Raw genomic sequence first — 14480 nt, 5'->3', positions numbered from 1 at the left:
CAACCGAGTACGCGAAACGCCATCAAGAGCGCGCCGCATCTGTCGTTAACTGAGCCATTGCGGATCTTCCACGGCTCATACGGCTTACATGTTCTCTTCCATTCGCAGTCGCGTCCTTGCCGCTTCCGTCGCCATCGTCGTTGCCGGACTTGCGGTCAATACGGGCGTCAACTACGGCGTCGCTCATCGCTACAACAGCGAATCCATCGAAAACAGCCTTGCGGCGGTTCTTACCGGCCACGAGGCGGGTATCGAGGAATGGGTCACATCGAAAACTCAGATGATCGTCTCGGTCGAAGACGCCGCGCTGAGTGCTGACCCGGTGCCCTTTCTCAAGCAGGTCGCGTCCGCAGGCGGCTTCACGAACGTCTATGTCGGCTACGCGGACAAAACGGCGAAGTTCTCTGATTCCAACGGCATTCCTCCCGACTACGACCCGACCGGACGGCCGTGGTACAAGCAGGCGGTCGAGGCCGGAAAGCCGGTGGTTACGCCGCCCTACGTCGACGTCACCACCGGCAAGCTCGTGGTCGCCTTCGCTGCGCCGATCGTTCGCGACGGCGCAGTGAAGGGCGTCGTTTCAGGCGACGTGGCGATGGACAGCGTCGTTGCAAACGTGAAATCGATCCACCCGACACCCGCCAGTTTCGGCATGCTCGTCGACCGCAGCGGCAATATCGTCGCCGCCTCCGATGCAAAGCTCACGCTCAAACCCGCGACGGACGTCGCCGCCGAACTGACGAAGGACGCCATCAATTCGGCTTCCGGGCAACAGCCGGCTGCCATCGAGGCCACCGTCGGCGGTGCGACGAAGCTGATACGTACTCGCGCAGTGCCGGGAACGGATTGGCTGACGCTCGTTGCGCTCGACAAGTCGGAAGCGACAGCGGGAATGCGATCGCTACTGGTTGCATCGATCGCCTCACTTGCGGTGCTGGCCGCAATCGCCGCCGCCGTTATCGGCGCCGTCACGGGCGTGGCCTTCAGAGGTCTCGCCAAGGTGCGCGACGCAATGGAGGGCATCGGCTCGGGCAGCGGAGACTTGACGCAGCGCCTGCCTGCGAATGGCAACGATGAGGTCGCGCAGATCGCCCGCTCGTTCAACGCGTTCGTCGGCAAGATCAACAGCGTGATGGTGCAGATCCGCGACACGAGTGAATCCGTGCGTCACGCCGCCAATGAGATCGCCTCCGGCAATCATGATCTGTCGCGTCGCACCGAATCCGCGGCAGCAAGCCTTGAGGAGACGGCTGCATCGATGGAAGAGATCACGTCCACGGTATCGCAATCGGCCAGCGCAGCCCGGCAGGCCGATCAGACCGCGACCACCGCAGCGAGCGCAGCATCGCGGGGCGGCGCGGTCGTCTCGGACGTCGTCTCGACGATGCAGGAGATCGAAGGCGCATCCGGGAAGATCAGCGACATCATTGGCGTGATCGAAGGGATCGCCTTCCAGACGAATATCCTTGCGCTGAACGCCGCTGTCGAAGCAGCACGTGCAGGCGAGGATGGCCGCGGCTTCGCTGTCGTGGCAGGCGAAGTGCGAACGCTCGCTCAACGGAGCGCGCAGGCAGCGAAGGAGATCAAGGAACTGATCGATTCAAGCGTGACCAGCGTATCGACCGGTGCGTCGCTGGTTCAGCAAGCAGGCGAGACGATGACCGAGATCGTCGGCCGTGTGTCGAGCGTCACCACGATCATCAGCGAGATAACCAACGCGGCAGACGAACAGACGCGCGGGATTCAGGAGATCAACCGTGCGGTCGCGCAGCTCGATGAAATGGTGCAGCAGAACGCGGCGCTGGTCGAACAGTCGGCGGCCGCCGCTTCGGCGTTGCAAACGCAAGCTAACGAACTCGCGAGCGCCGTTGGTCAGTTTCGCGTAGCGTAAGGCGCGACCGAAGTACTGTTTTCAGCGTGCAATGTGCGGCTCTAGCCCGATAGCACACGAGTGAAAGGGCCGGCCGCACGCGCCCGGCCCTTCGCCTCATTACTGTGACATCGCACCCGAAGCCGCGTGGTCCATGCCCGTCGAATCGTGCTTCTTCATCTTGCCGCTCTTCTTCATGGTGTCATGCGACATCGAGTCCTTGCTCATCGAGTCATGAGACATGGCGCCCTTGCTCATTGCGTCATGAGACATTGCACCGTTGGACATCGCGCCGCTCGCTTGCGCGAACGCAGCGGACGTCGCGAACGTCATGGTGATTGCAAACAATGCTGTCATCAGTCGCTTCATGGCACATCTCCTTCGGGTTGAAAGTAGGAACGCAAGAAAGCAGAAAACCGGTCCAGCAATCAAGAGCCGCCGAACCAGTTGTAGCCCTGGTCGACCCAATACCCGCCGGGGTATGTGTTCGTGACAAAAATCTCGACGATATGCTTCGGGTTCTTGTAGCCGAGCTTGGTCGGCATGCGCAGCTTCATCGGATAGCCGTATTTCGCGGGCAAGCGCTCGCCGTCGTATTCGAACGTGAGCAGCGTCTGCGGATGCAGAGCGGTCGGCATGTCGATACTCTCGTAGTAATCGTCGGCGCAGCGAAAGCCGACGTACTTCGCTGTCGTATCCGCGCCTACCCGGCGCAAAAACTCCACGAACGGCGTGCCGCCCCAACGCCCGATCGCGCTCCAGCCTTCGACGCAAATGTGCCGCGTGATCTGCTCGGCATGCGGCAGCGCGTAAAGCTGCGGCAGGGTCCATACGCGCTGTCCCGTGATGAGTCCGCTGACCTTCAGGCGGTAGTCGCCGCCGTCGACGCGCGGCACTTCATCTACGCCGTAATACGCATTGAAAGGGAACGGACGCGTGAGTTCTGCTTCGGTGTAGGTTGGCGCGAGGCGCGTCGGGTCGAACAGCAACGCCTGCGCGCGATCGTTCAAACGCGAGACGGCAGTGAGGAACGTGTTGACCGAATCTCCATCGCTGATCGAGCAGCCCGTCAACAGCGACAGTCCGCCCAGCGTCAGCAAGCGCTTGCCGAAGAGGCGCCTCGAAGGCATGTCGAGTTCGCGGCGCGCGTCCGCCAGTAGCGAAGCGCGATCGATCGTCATGATTCGCTTGTCTTTGGCTTTCATTTCTCGTCCCCCTTCGATCCACCGTGCAGCATCGTAAGAAGCGATCGCGGCACCAGCGCGACCATTGCGATATGCACGACGACGAACGCCGCCATCACCGCCATCGCGAGGAAATGCACGACGCGCGCGCGGTCATAGCCGCCCATCAGCTCGCGCAGCAACGGAAACTGCACTGATTTCCAGATGGCGAGTCCCGAAAGCACGAGCACGATCAGATCGGCCACAACCACGAGATACGCCAGTTTCTGCACCGCGTTGTACTGGCGCACGTCAGCGTGAGACAGCTTCCCTTTGAGCGCGGCGACGAGATCGCGCAGCACGGCACGCGGCGACAGCGGAAAAAACTTCGAGAGAAAGCGCCCGCTCATCACGTTCAACGCGAGATAGACGATGCCGTTGAAGACGAGCAGCCACATCGCCGCGAAATGCCATTGCAGCGCGCCGCCGAGCCAGCCTCCGAGCGTGATCGACGTAGGAATGACGAAGCCCGGAAACACAGGCGAGGCATCATAGATGCGCCAGCCCGAGAACATCATGAGCAGCGCGGCAAACGCGTTGATCCAGTGCGTGACGCGCAACCAGACCGGATGAATCGGCGATGCAGGTTGCGGCGCTTCCCCTGCGGGTGTGAGTGTCGTTGCCATGTCGTTCACCGTGTCGATGCGTCGGATACGAGTGAATTCGTCGACAACCATTGATCGGTTACAGCGGAATGCATGACCACGAATAAATTAATTCGCATGTAACCATTCTCAGCGCGCGAACGAAATAGAAAGCGACACGTAGGGGGAGATGCGTCATGCGAATCCGCACGGCATTCATTGCCGGGCATCACGGCTTCGGCTACTCTGGAACGATCGATCCAGAATGCGGCGTGCCGGGACTGCGCCCGCGCGTGGCCCGCATTGATCGAGCGTCGCCGTCCGGCCGTCTCGCCAATACAGGAACCATCTTGCAAGAAGCGGAAAACCGCCTGAGGGCGCTCTTCGTTGCGGGACTCGACGGCGACCAGCATGCGTATCGCGGTTTTCTCGAGGCGCTCGCGCGACATCTGCGCGGCTATCTGCGCCGGCGCATTCCACAGCATCGCGACGACGTCGAGGATCTCGTTCAGGAGATTCTGCTCGCCGTGCATAATGCGCGGCACACGTACCGCATGGATGAGCCGTTGACCGCGTGGCTGCACGCGATCGCCCGCTACAAGCTGATGGACTTCTTTCGCTCGCGCGCACGCCGCGATTCACTGAACGATCCGCTCGACGATCACGCAGAGTTTCTCGCCGTCGCCGACGACGAGCCCGCGCAAGCGCGGCATGACATCGGCAAACTTCTCGAAGACCTGCCCGACAAACAGCGCCTGCCCATCATGCATATGAAACTGCAAGGCTTGTCGGTGACCGAAACCGCGCGCATCACCGGGCTTTCTGAATCGGCGGTCAAAGTAGGCGTGCATCGCGGTCTCAAGGCGCTCGCCGCCCGCATCCGGGGGCTCAAATGAAAACCGACGACCTCATCGGCCTGCTCTCGAATCAGGTGACGCGCGTCGATCGCGGCGCCGTCGCGCGCCGTTTCACGAAGGCGCTGCTGCTCGGCGCGCTCGGCTCCGTGGTCCTGATGAGCATCGTGTTCGGCGTGCGGCCGGATCTCTCGATCGTCGCCCGTACGCCGGTCTTCTGGGCGAAACTCGCTTATCCGCTCGTGATTGCGACCGGCGCGTTGACCGTCGTTACGCGCCTCGGTCATCCGGGCGCGCGCGGCGGTCAGGCGTGGCTGCTCGTCGGCATGCCGTTCGTTGCGGTATGGCTCGCCGGCTTGGTCGTTCTCGAAGCTGCCGCGCCCGGCGAACGTCTGCCGACTCTGCTCGGGCATACATGGCGCACGTGTCCGTTCAATATCGTGCTGCTTTCGGCGCCGACCTTTCCTGCTGTCTTCTGGGCGATGAAAAGCCTCGCGCCGACGCAGCCGCGCCGCACGGGCGCTGTCGCGGGACTGCTTGCGAGCGCCATCGCGACGGTCGCGTATTGCCTGCACTGTCCGGAGATGAGCCCGGCATTCTGGAGCGTGTGGTACGCCATCGGCATGATCCTGCCTGCGGGCATCGGCGCGTGGCTCGGTCCGAAGCTGCTGCGGTGGTGATCAACTCTTGCGGCGCGCTTGGGTCGCATGCGTCGCTTTCGGCGTGACGTCGAGCATCGCGAGCACGGGCCGCAACGCGCCTTCCAGCAACTCGCGCTTCGGGTTGACACGTGCCAGCACGCGCAAGCCGATGAGTGACGCGAGCAGCGACTTGGCGATGTCGGCGGCGTCGATGTCGAGAGAAATGGCGCCGTCTTCCTGCCCCGCCGTCACGCAGCGCGCAAAGAAGCCTTCGATGTCTTTCAACATGCGATTCAACGCGCGCTGAAACTGCTTGTCGTGCGGCGCAAGCTCCATCGCCGAGTTCACGATCAGACAGCCCTTGCGATGCGGGTCATTCACCGAGAGCCGAATGATCTCGTCGAAGAACATGACGATGGCATCGCGCGGCGCGGCCTGATGTTCCAGCCGCTGCACGCGCTCGCGAAAGCCCCGTTCGACATAACGCTCTAGCGCGCGCTCATAGAGCGCACGCTTGTCGCCGAACGCGTTGTAAAGGCTCGCGGACGTGAGGCCCATCGCGGCAGCGAGATCGCGCACGGACGTTGCCTCGTAGCCGCGCGACCAGAACTGGACGGTGGCCGCCTCGAGCACGGCATCTTCGTCGAACTCACGCGGACGTGCCATGCGCCCTCTCCCTTTACGCAGACTTCGGATAGTTCGACGGGAACAGCGCGCGCTTCGTCTCGTCGTCGTTGACGGTCTTGAACGCATGCTTTTTATTGACGGTGCGCGCACGTTCGACGGCAGGCCGCGCGTCGATTTTGGCGAACCAGCGCTGCAACTCGGGATAGGATGCGAGCGGACCATCGCTATTCCTGAACACGCGCGATGCGCGATCGACCCAGCCCCATGCGGACATGTCCGCGATCGTATAGCTGTCGCCGACGATGAACTCGCGGCCCTTCAGCCTGTCGTTGAGCACCTCGTAATGGCGCTCGGCCTCGCGCCGATAGCGGTTCACCGCGTAGTCGAGCCCTTCGGGCGCTGCGTACTGGAAGTGCACCGCCTGCCCGGAGAACGGCCCGAGACCGCTCGCGATGAACATCAGCCACGAAAGCAGCTGCGGGCGATCTTCCGGCGCGCCGAGAAACTGGCCGGTCTTCTCCGCGAGATACAGCAGGATGGCGGTGGAATCGAACACGACCGCCGGTTGTCCGCCCGGCCCATCCGTATCGACGATAGCCGGCACCTTGCCGTTCGGATTAATGGCGCGGAACGCGGGCGAATGCTGCTCACCCTTGCTGGTATCGACGGGCTTCAGATCGTAAGGCAGTCCCGATTCCTCGAGAAAGAGCGCGATCTTCGCGGGATTGGGCGTCGGGTGAAAGTAGAACTCGATCATGCGGGTCGTCTCCGTGTCGTGATTGCTGCCGGGTCATTTTAGATCGGTCGATCCAGAATGGGCAATGAGCGGGGATGATGGCGGTACTTCCTTTGAGATGAACCGAGAGACAGCAAGTGTCCGTGGCGCACAAGGTCCTGGGCTTCAGGCAACCGGATATGCGAATGATGCACTGTTCATCGGGGGGCTGGCCCGCTTTGCTTCAGCGACTCGGGCGAGTTTGCAGGCGATGCGATCCCGAACTCTTTCTACAGGCGCAGTGCGTCGGCTGCCCGCGCACTTACGTGTCGCCGCAGCCGGACATCGCGCAACTGGAGGCCGTTGTCAACGTCGATGTGACACGCGATCCGTTCCCATCGAACCGACCCGGCTCACTCCCGCGCCATCCCCACCGACGTCTCACCGCCATCGCGAGTGACGAGCCGCAATCCGCTCGCGATGCTCGCCGCCCCCGCGAATCCCGCGCCGAGTGAAAGCGCCAGTCCCGGCCCGTGCTTGCCCGCGAGTCCGAAGCACAACGCCACGAGCGCCGCACCCAGCGCCTGACCAATCAGCCGCGCGGTTGCGACCACGCCGCTCGCGCCCCCGCTGCGTTCGCGCGGCGCGCTCGCCATGAAAGCCTTCAGGTTTGGCGATTGAAAGAAGCCGAAACCCGCTCCGCAAACCGCCATGCGAATGCAGATGTCGAGCGCATGCGGATCGGCTGGCAGCGCCGCGAGCGACACCATTCCCGCGCACAGAATCGCCAGCCCGATCCCCCCGAGCAGACCGGGCGGATAACGATCCGACAAGCGGCCGGCGATCGGCGCCATCAACGCGACGAGCACCGACCACGGCGTCATCAGAAAGCCCGTTTCAACCTGCGTCCGGCCGAGCACGCCCTCGAAATAGAACGGCAGCGATACGAAGGCGAGACCTTGGGCGGCGAACGAGCAGACGGCGGTCATCGTCGATAACGCGAACATGGGACGTCGAAACAGATCGACGGGCAGCATCGGCGCGGGATGTCCGCGCTCACGACGCAGCATCAACGCGCCTGCGACGAGCGCCACGCCGAGCGATGCCAGCACGATTCGCGACGGCGCGCGCTGCGCCGCTTCGCCCAACGCGAAGATCAGCGCCGCAAACGTGACGACGTTGAGCGCCGCCGCGATGCGGTCGAAGCCGTGCGCGCTACGCTTCGTCTGCGGAAGCGCGGACCAGGCGATCGCGAGTGCCAGCACACCGACCGGCAGGTTCACGGCAAAGAGCCAGGGCCATGTGCCGAGCGAGAGCACGATCGACGCCACTGTCGGCCCGACGGCGAACGCAATGCCGACGATCAGCGCGTTCAGCCCGACACCGCGTCCCAGCCGATGCAGCGGAAAAATCGCGCTGATGATCGCCGTGTTGACGCTCATGACCGCACTGGCGCCGAGCCCCTGCAGCAGACGCGCGGCGACGAGCGTCGGCAGCGACCACGACAACGCGCACACCGCGGACGCGATCGTGAATACGATCAATCCACCGAGATAAACGCGCCGATGCCCGATGATTCCGCCCAGCGCGGCGAACGGCAGCAGCGTGGCGACCATGGCGAGCTGATACGCGTTGATGATCCAGACCGACGCGGCGGGCGTCGCGTGAAGATCGGCGGCGATGGCCGGCAGCGCGGTATTGGCGATGGCGGTATCGAGCGTTGCCATCGCGACGGCGAGCAAAAGCGCGGCCATGCCGCGGCGCTCGAGCGAGGTCATGGGCGCGTCGGGGTCGCGGGGCGTCGAGGAAGCGGTATCGGCGGACACGTCGTGATTCCGTAAGTAAGCGGACAGAGAACAATCCGACACGATACGGGAACGCGACGCATCGCGCTCGTCGTGGCCAATGAGGCTTACGGGAAGCTATCGGCGGCGGTTATGTTGTTACGAAGCGAATGCGAGCACGCGCCGGACTTCGCCGGACGCACACCGACGCTGCGCGCATCTTTGAAGAACTCAGTAATGCGGAGAAGGCTTCGTGATCGCGCCCGGAATATGCTTTGCTGTATGCGACTGGAACAACGAAGAGGAGTTGAGAATGGCCGACCAACAAATTCGGCGTAAAAGATCAGACATCGGGCATCGATGGAGTGGTCAAGAAAGACGACGGCAACGCGGATTCCGAGGTGACGTGCGTCTGGGCGGCGACACTAACTGCGAGTAACCATCGTGAACGGAACCTTGAAAACGCTGACCCGCCTCCTTCCTTTGGCGTGCTTGCTCACGGGATGCGTCATCGGCCAGATGCCGCCGCCGGGAGCCGGGGTGCTTCCGCCGGGAAGGCATCTGACCGACGTCGAGTGCCGCGACCTGGCCGCACTGAAGACAAACACGAACCCCACGATGGCTCAACACCAAGTGGAGTTGGGCGCCCTCAGAAAGGCGGGATACGACCCATCGCCCTTCTGGGATGATCCCTACTACCCCGAGGATCTACAGTACGCACAGCGCCTCGTCGACTACTGGTTCCAGACGGAATGCCCGCCACCGCCACCACCCCCTCAATGACGCAAACGTAGCGACGGACGCATTGCAACTGCCGGTCGTGATTAGCAAGGCCTGTGTCACTCCGGGCACGCCAGACGGGTTCGCGTTCCTCTGCAAAGCCGCTGCGATCGCAATTTGGACATGGATAGCAGCGCCTTCTAGGGGAGCGGACGTAAATCGGCGCGCCAAGCACTCTCGAAAGCCGGTTCGGTTTACACCGTCAAAGATGCGGTCCACGGCCGTCTATGCGCAGCGAGCTATGCATTAACTGAGAGGCAATACCCACGACGTTCCTTGGAGCCGTTCCTGCGTTTGAGCCGCACCACTACTTCTCTGGACGTCCGTTCTACCGGCGGTCTCCCAATGAGTTGACAAAGACGCGCTTAAAACCACGGCTCGCTATCCCAAGCTTGAATGTTCGATCATTGAGCCAGACGACGAGTGCCTGAGCAAGGCACCATCGTGCTCTAAGCCGCCCAATTCAACTCACTAAAACTCACTGCAACTCACGCAACTCACTGCAACGGTGGCACGGTGCCAAGCTTCTCGGCGAGCATCCGTTCTAGACACCGAAGTGCAGGTCCACTTCCTCCTGCGTAACCGCCTCTACGAAAAGGTTGATCTGCTCCGGCAGGAGGCCCATCACGGTCGCGATCGCCGCTTCGAGCTGCGGCGCGCACACCCGGTCATCGGCCATTGTGGTGCCGATCGTGATGTCGTAAGCCTTCTCCTGCCGAAACACGATCTCGACGATGCGCGCCCGCGCGCTCATATTGTGATCGACCGCCAGACGAGTGACCTCGGCTACCCGGTGCATGATTTCGCCAGGGAAGCCCTTCGTTGAGCGCAATTTGATGCGATGCTTTCCGAGAGTGATCCAATCGGTATCGAATTCCACGACGTTTCTCCTACGACCTAGCTGGCCGGACTGTATGGTCGGAAAATCGATTTTCAAGTGCAATTGAACCGTCGACTCATGCGAGATTCACCCCTTGAAAATTCCAGAAAATTTTTTATATTAGGCGGTAGAAAGGCAGCCGCCATCCGCGCGCGCTGCGTGTTTCAACTTAATTTGTCCGCGGCATTGGGGCAGCTAAGCTGAAGCGCAAAAAGCAGCTTCCCCTCTTGCCGCCAGAGGAGAGCAAAGATGAATGAAGCTTTCACTGGGGCCAATCTCTTCACCGAACTGGAGAGACTGCAAAGGCAGTTGTCGAGTGTATTCGATGGCCTACCGAGCAGCCTGCGCTCAGGCCGCCTCGACGCGTTCCCGCAAATCAACATCGGCTCGACCGACGACACGATAGAGATCGTCGCGTTTGCGCCCGGTCTCGACCCAGCCAAACTGGAAGTGTCTGTCGACAAGGGCTTGCTTGTCATCGCCGGCCAACGCGTGACACAGAATGGCGCCTTGCCGGAAGGCACGCGCGAATACGCTCAGGAGCGCTTTAGCGGCGCTTTCCGGCGTGCTATCGAGCTTCCGCAGCACGCCGACCCCGAGAAGGTGCAGGCTAGGTACATCGACGGATGTCTGCTGATTTCAGTAGGCAAGCGCGAGGCGTCGAAGCCGCGTGCGATCACCGTCCAATGAAGACACGAACGAGGTGATGTCATGAGCGATACGACACAAGTTGCAGAGCGCGAACAAGATGCGGTGGCTCGTCAAGAGTCGAATGATCAACGCCGGCGCGAGACGCGGACGCCGACTGTGGACATTATCGAAGACGCGCACTCGGTCACCCTTTGGGCTGACCTGCCGGGTGTATCGAAGGACCGGCTGGAAGTGAAGGTCCAGGACGGACGCCTGACGATCGATGCCGACTCCGTCGTGCCAGTGCCAGCCAACCTGCGGCTCATCCACGCGGAGGTCCGGGCGCCGCACTTCTCACGCACCTTCACGGTGAGCGAGGACTTCGATACATCAAAGATCGATGCCTCGCTCAAAGACGGCGTGCTTCGGTTGACGCTGCCTCGCCGGGAAGAGGCCAAACCGCGGCGCATTGAAGTCGCCGTGAACTGAGCGACTGGACGTGGCGCAGCGGTTGCGCCACGTCCTTTGAAGCGTACGATTCGCGTGCTTCGTTCGAAGGAGGAACGTTACCGTAGGAAGCATGAGCGCAGTCCGATGGAGATGAACCGAAGCCGGTTCTCTCGGACGAAACGCTGCGAAATACGATATCTAGACATGTCGAGCAGTTCCTGAACCGTCCGCGACCAAGTGCCTGGTCGCATGGGACAAGCGGCCCCAACTGCCCAATTCCGGCGACAGCACTGGCAAGGAAGACGGCGTACCAGCCGTGCACGTGCACCACAGCACAACGGCTGACGACAGGACATGTGCGCGACAGCGACGTCGCGCTACGGCGCGACCGGTACTAGCCAGAAGGCGCAGGGCGCGCAGCGTGAACGTCAACGGGTCCAACACCGCTACGGCATGAGCCGAACTACGCAGACAGTCCGATGGGCGGCACAGGCAATTCATCACCCTCGAGGAAGGCCGTCGCCGACCGGATCGCGAACTGCATCGCGCAGTCTTCGCTAGCGAAAAAGCCCCACTTACCGAGGGAGGTCGAATGGCCATCCTCTTCCAGGATGGACGCCGTTGCCACGAAGGCTTTTCCATTACGCATGACGTTCGGCTCGAATGCGGCTCCGCCGTGATAGATGATCATCGGTTTCTCTCTCAAGTTATAAATTGCTCCGGCACTCGTCGATGCCGTTTGCTCCGCTCGCCTTCCACCGCAGGCGGATCGCGACGCGGCATGGTCGTCTGGTCCTCAGCTACGTCAAAGGTCAGCAAATTCGAGGGGTGATATTAACGGTTCAATTTTCGTCTAAGGGTAGTTTTAACTTTCCTTACAATTCCCCGGTGAGTCCTTAAGTCGGATGTTTAACAGCTAGAACTCAATGACTGCTGTCGACGGAGGACCGACCGGCTCGTAGGCCGATAAGAAAGCCCCGACCGATGACCCGGTCGGGGCTAACTTGGAACGGTAACAGCGAAGTCGGGCGTGCCTACGATCACCACCACGCTGGGAATCACCCACCACAATGAGTGAGACCGCAAAGCCCGTGTAGCGCGTGTCGGATCGCCCAAAACAAAAAGCCGCAGACAACTGCGGCTTTTCATCCGATGCAACATCCTCGATCAGAAAGTCGACCAGTCCCCGTCACTGGAAGCCACGACCGGTTGAGCGCGCTCGGCCACCGGCTTCGCAGGACGCGTGACAGCGCGCACCGGCACCGGAGCCGGCGATCGCTTAGCCGGAACTGCACTCGCCGCTACCGGCGATGCCGTGAACATCTGCCCCGTCCGAAACGCACCAACGGCTGCGGTCAGTTGCTTCGCCTGGTCGTCCATCGACCCGGCCGCTGCCGCCGCTTCTTCAACGAGCGCCGCGTTCTGCTGCGTGACCTCGTCCATCTGCGAGATGGCCTGATTCACCTGCTCGATGCCTCGCGTCTGCTCGTTCGACGCCGACGCAATCTCGCCCATGATGTCGGTGACTCGCTGGATCGCCGTGCCCACGCGCTTCATCGTTTCACCTGCCTGCGCCACGAGTTCGGATCCCTCGTGGACCCGGCTGCCGGACGTTTCGATCAGATCCTTGATCTCCTTCGCGGCGGTCGATGAACGCTGCGCGAGGCTGCGCACTTCGCTCGCGACGACCGCGAAGCCACGGCCCTGCTCGCCGGCGCGTGCGGCTTCCACCGCAGCGTTGAGTGCCAGAATGTTGGTCTGGAACGCGATGCCTTCGATCATCCCGATGATTTCAGCGATCTTGCCCGAGCTTTGCTCGATGCCGTCCATCGTCTGGATAACCTGACCGATGATCGCGCTTCCCTCGTTGGCGACCGCATTCGCGTTGTCGGCCAGTCCGCTCGCTTGCTGAGCGTTCTCGGAATTCTGCTTGACCGTCGCTGTCAGTTCCTCCATGCTCGCTGCCGTTTCTTGCAGCGACGCCGCTTGCTGCTCCGTGCGGCTCGAGAGGTCGGTATTGCCCGCCGCAATCTCAACGGCGCCGGACGAGACAGACTCCGAACTCGCACGGATCCTGGTCACCATCTCTTCGAGACCGAGGCGCATGTGTTCCACTGCAGCGAGAAGGCTGCGGTCATCACCGTTCTTGAGCACCGTTGGTGAACTCAGATCGCCGCCTGCGATGGCCCGGACAACGCCCACTGCATACCCGGGTTCGCCGCCGAGGGCGCCCGTCACGCTGCGAATGGTTTTCCACGCCAATGCGGCAATGACCGCGAGCGCCAGTGCTATTAAGCCCGCGGTTTCCAGCGTCGTGTGCAGGAAAGTGGCGGTGATATCGTCGGTGAAGAATCCCGTACCGATCCACCAGCCCCAGGGCTTGAACTCGACGATGCCGTTCATCTTGCCTGTCATCACGCCGGTCGATGGGTGTGTCGTCACCACCATCAGCACCGGAATGTGCTCCTTGGCGAGCATCTCGCGATAAAGCTCTGTGTCTGGCCGTCCGTCCGGCGCTTTACCAAGCAGGACTTTGCCGATGTTCTCCTGCTTCCGGTGCACGAGCGACGTCCCGTCCGGAAGACGCGCCCAGAAATAGCTCTGATCGGAATAATTCATTCTGTTCAACGCGGTCCTGGTCGCCGCCTGCGCTTGCTCCGTCGTCATCGCGCCGGCAACTTCCTGCTCGTGGTAATACTGGGCGAGGTGCTCGGCCATCTTCAACAGGTTGACGATCTGCGCCTGCTTGTCATCGAGCATCGCGCGTCGCACGCTATAGACGCTGTATCCACCGACTGCGAGCAGCGCGATAAGCGCTGTAACGGCTAGCAGCATGAGCCGAGTAGAGACTTTCATTCCAGATTCCGAGTGCGAGGTTGCGGTCGCCGCAATGCGCGGCTTTACCCCTGCTAACGGCAGTAACTTCGACCACTTGAATGGAGGAAGTCCCCAATCGGCGCATGGAGCCGCGCGAACGACGTGGCGAACGTTCAGCGCGACGCCATCGTCGGGCGTCCTGGTGCTCAGGTGCAAACCGTGCACGGCTTCAACTTCGCGCCGGATGTGGATGGTCTGGTGCTGACGGCCGCGCAACGTTCGCTCGAACCGCTCGCCGCGATGCGCGCGCCTGCGCTCGTCCCTTTGTTGCAGCGCGCCGGCGTGACGCGTGTGAACGTTCAAACGCACGAAAGCGCGGCGATGCCGCTCGTCGAACTGCTGGAAATGGAATACCGCGCGACGGATCGCGGGCACATGGTCGCCGGTCTGCCGCTCCTCATCGCGTTTTCGTGCATGTCGAACGCTTGTGCGAAGGAACGCTGACCGCACGCACGACGGCCACCGCGAGCGTCTCTGCAGCGGAGCGCCGAACTGACGCTCTGCACGACGATTTCCGTGCATAAATCCTATTCCCTACAGCCCCTGAATCCGTCGCAAACGCGCT

At 62.0% G+C, this 14480-nt stretch carries 15 protein-coding genes and 1 pseudogene; 7 read left to right on the top strand and 9 right to left on the bottom strand.

Annotated features, from left to right (window positions below):
- Positions 1-88: 88 nt before the first annotated feature.
- Positions 89-1891, top strand: coding sequence for a methyl-accepting chemotaxis protein (locus LDZ21_RS22650; RefSeq protein ID WP_244796215.1), 1803 nt, complete (start codon positions 89-91; stop codon positions 1889-1891).
- A gap of 99 nt (positions 1892-1990) precedes the next feature.
- On the opposite strand, the gene LDZ21_RS22645 is transcribed toward LDZ21_RS22650, so the two are convergent.
- The 3 genes from LDZ21_RS22645 to LDZ21_RS22635 are packed head-to-tail and all read right to left on the bottom strand — an operon-like array spanning position 1991 to position 3719.
- Complete coding sequence (locus LDZ21_RS22645) at positions 1991-2239, bottom strand: pentapeptide MXKDX repeat protein (protein WP_244796214.1); 249 nt, start codon at positions 2237-2239, stop codon at positions 1991-1993.
- Between the two features lie 59 nt (positions 2240-2298).
- Positions 2299-3075 (bottom strand): molybdopterin-dependent oxidoreductase, encoded by a 777-nt coding sequence (locus LDZ21_RS22640; protein ID WP_244796213.1) that lies wholly within the window; start codon positions 3073-3075, stop codon positions 2299-2301.
- Positions 3072-3719: a cytochrome b/b6 domain-containing protein gene (locus LDZ21_RS22635; RefSeq protein WP_244796212.1), complete on the bottom strand. Its 648-nt coding sequence runs from the start codon at positions 3717-3719 to the stop codon at positions 3072-3074. Before LDZ21_RS22635 ends, LDZ21_RS22640 begins: the two co-directional genes overlap by 4 nt.
- 308 nt (positions 3720-4027) lie before the next feature.
- Here LDZ21_RS22635 and LDZ21_RS22630 point away from each other — a divergent pair, with 308 nt between their 5' ends.
- Entirely contained in the window at positions 4028-4573 is a 546-nt protein-coding gene (locus tag LDZ21_RS22630; protein WP_244796734.1) for a sigma-70 family RNA polymerase sigma factor, read from the top strand.
- The gene (locus LDZ21_RS22625) at positions 4570-5211 is read left to right on the top strand and encodes a DUF1109 domain-containing protein (RefSeq protein ID WP_244796211.1); all 642 of its coding nucleotides are present in this window, start codon (positions 4570-4572) and stop codon (positions 5209-5211) included. Before LDZ21_RS22630 ends, LDZ21_RS22625 begins: the two co-directional genes overlap by 4 nt.
- Here the strand turns inward: LDZ21_RS22625 and LDZ21_RS22620 are convergent, their stop codons facing one another.
- The 3 genes from LDZ21_RS22620 to LDZ21_RS22610 all read right to left on the bottom strand — a co-directional run bounded on the left by LDZ21_RS22620 (position 5212) and on the right by LDZ21_RS22610 (position 8292).
- Positions 5212-5838, bottom strand: a complete 627-nt coding sequence (locus tag LDZ21_RS22620) for a TetR/AcrR family transcriptional regulator (protein WP_244796210.1) — start codon at positions 5836-5838, stop codon at positions 5212-5214.
- A gap of 13 nt (positions 5839-5851) precedes the next feature.
- Positions 5852-6556 (bottom strand): glutathione S-transferase family protein, encoded by a 705-nt coding sequence (locus LDZ21_RS22615; RefSeq protein WP_244796209.1) that lies wholly within the window; start codon positions 6554-6556, stop codon positions 5852-5854.
- 371 nt (positions 6557-6927) lie between these two features.
- Positions 6928-8292 (bottom strand): MFS transporter, encoded by a 1365-nt coding sequence (locus LDZ21_RS22610; RefSeq protein WP_244796732.1) that lies wholly within the window; start codon positions 8290-8292, stop codon positions 6928-6930.
- 525 nt (positions 8293-8817) lie between these two features.
- Between LDZ21_RS22610 and LDZ21_RS22605 the strand changes: the two genes are divergently transcribed.
- Positions 8818-9081 carry a DUF4148 domain-containing protein gene (locus LDZ21_RS22605; protein WP_244796730.1) on the top strand — a complete coding sequence of 88 codons (264 nt, stop codon included), beginning with the start codon at positions 8818-8820 and terminating at the stop codon, positions 9079-9081.
- A 494-nt stretch (positions 9082-9575) separates the two neighbouring features.
- Here the strand turns inward: LDZ21_RS22605 and LDZ21_RS22600 are convergent.
- Positions 9576-9958: pseudogene (locus tag LDZ21_RS22600) on the bottom strand (hypothetical protein).
- 249 nt (positions 9959-10207) lie between these two features.
- Here LDZ21_RS22600 and LDZ21_RS22595 point away from each other — a divergent pair.
- On the top strand, positions 10208-10648 hold the full coding sequence (locus tag LDZ21_RS22595; protein ID WP_244796208.1) for an Hsp20/alpha crystallin family protein: 441 nt from the start codon (positions 10208-10210) through the stop codon (positions 10646-10648).
- 21 nt (positions 10649-10669) lie between these two features.
- Positions 10670-11077 (top strand): Hsp20/alpha crystallin family protein, encoded by a 408-nt coding sequence (locus LDZ21_RS22590; RefSeq protein WP_244796207.1) that lies wholly within the window; start codon positions 10670-10672, stop codon positions 11075-11077.
- 424 nt (positions 11078-11501) lie between these two features.
- On the opposite strand, the gene LDZ21_RS22585 is transcribed toward LDZ21_RS22590, so the two are convergent.
- Together LDZ21_RS22585 and LDZ21_RS22580 are read right to left on the bottom strand one after the other, a co-directional pair.
- The gene (locus LDZ21_RS22585; RefSeq protein ID WP_035960342.1) at positions 11502-11729 is read right to left on the bottom strand and encodes a hypothetical protein; all 228 of its coding nucleotides are present in this window, start codon (positions 11727-11729) and stop codon (positions 11502-11504) included.
- A gap of 476 nt (positions 11730-12205) precedes the next feature.
- Positions 12206-13894: a methyl-accepting chemotaxis protein gene (locus LDZ21_RS22580; protein WP_244796206.1), complete on the bottom strand. Its 1689-nt coding sequence runs from the start codon at positions 13892-13894 to the stop codon at positions 12206-12208.
- Positions 13895-14017: 123 nt separating this feature from the next.
- Here LDZ21_RS22580 and LDZ21_RS22575 point away from each other — a divergent pair, with 123 nt between their 5' ends.
- Positions 14018-14359, top strand: a complete 342-nt coding sequence (locus LDZ21_RS22575; protein WP_244796205.1) for a cupin domain-containing protein — start codon at positions 14018-14020, stop codon at positions 14357-14359.
- The last annotated feature ends 121 nt before the right edge of the window (positions 14360-14480 follow it).

The organism is Caballeronia grimmiae, assembly GCF_022879615.1.
In the GTDB taxonomy this organism is placed as follows: domain Bacteria; phylum Pseudomonadota; class Gammaproteobacteria; order Burkholderiales; family Burkholderiaceae; genus Caballeronia; species Caballeronia grimmiae.
Note: the sequence above shows the minus strand (reverse complement) of the source record. Positions and strands in the feature narration are given on the sequence as shown.

Coding starts and splice junctions, on each gene's coding strand:
- LDZ21_RS22650 (WP_244796215.1), top strand. CDS start 89: ATGTTCTCTTCCATTCGCAGTCGCGTCCTTGCCGCTTCCGTCGCCATC.
- LDZ21_RS22645 (WP_244796214.1), bottom strand. CDS start 2,239: ATGAAGCGACTGATGACAGCATTGTTTGCAATCACCATGACGTTCGCG.
- LDZ21_RS22640 (WP_244796213.1), bottom strand. CDS start 3,075: ATGAAAGCCAAAGACAAGCGAATCATGACGATCGATCGCGCTTCGCTA.
- LDZ21_RS22635 (WP_244796212.1), bottom strand. CDS start 3,719: ATGGCAACGACACTCACACCCGCAGGGGAAGCGCCGCAACCTGCATCG.
- LDZ21_RS22625 (WP_244796211.1), top strand. CDS start 4,570: ATGAAAACCGACGACCTCATCGGCCTGCTCTCGAATCAGGTGACGCGC.
- LDZ21_RS22620 (WP_244796210.1), bottom strand. CDS start 5,838: ATGGCACGTCCGCGTGAGTTCGACGAAGATGCCGTGCTCGAGGCGGCC.
- LDZ21_RS22615 (WP_244796209.1), bottom strand. CDS start 6,556: ATGATCGAGTTCTACTTTCACCCGACGCCCAATCCCGCGAAGATCGCG.
- LDZ21_RS22610 (WP_244796732.1), bottom strand. CDS start 8,292: ATGACCTCGCTCGAGCGCCGCGGCATGGCCGCGCTTTTGCTCGCCGTC.
- LDZ21_RS22605 (WP_244796730.1), top strand. CDS start 8,818: ATGCCGCCGCCGGGAGCCGGGGTGCTTCCGCCGGGAAGGCATCTGACC.
- LDZ21_RS22595 (WP_244796208.1), top strand. CDS start 10,208: ATGAATGAAGCTTTCACTGGGGCCAATCTCTTCACCGAACTGGAGAGA.
- LDZ21_RS22590 (WP_244796207.1), top strand. CDS start 10,670: ATGAGCGATACGACACAAGTTGCAGAGCGCGAACAAGATGCGGTGGCT.
- LDZ21_RS22585 (WP_035960342.1), bottom strand. CDS start 11,729: ATGATCATCTATCACGGCGGAGCCGCATTCGAGCCGAACGTCATGCGT.
- LDZ21_RS22580 (WP_244796206.1), bottom strand. CDS start 13,894: ATGAAAGTCTCTACTCGGCTCATGCTGCTAGCCGTTACAGCGCTTATC.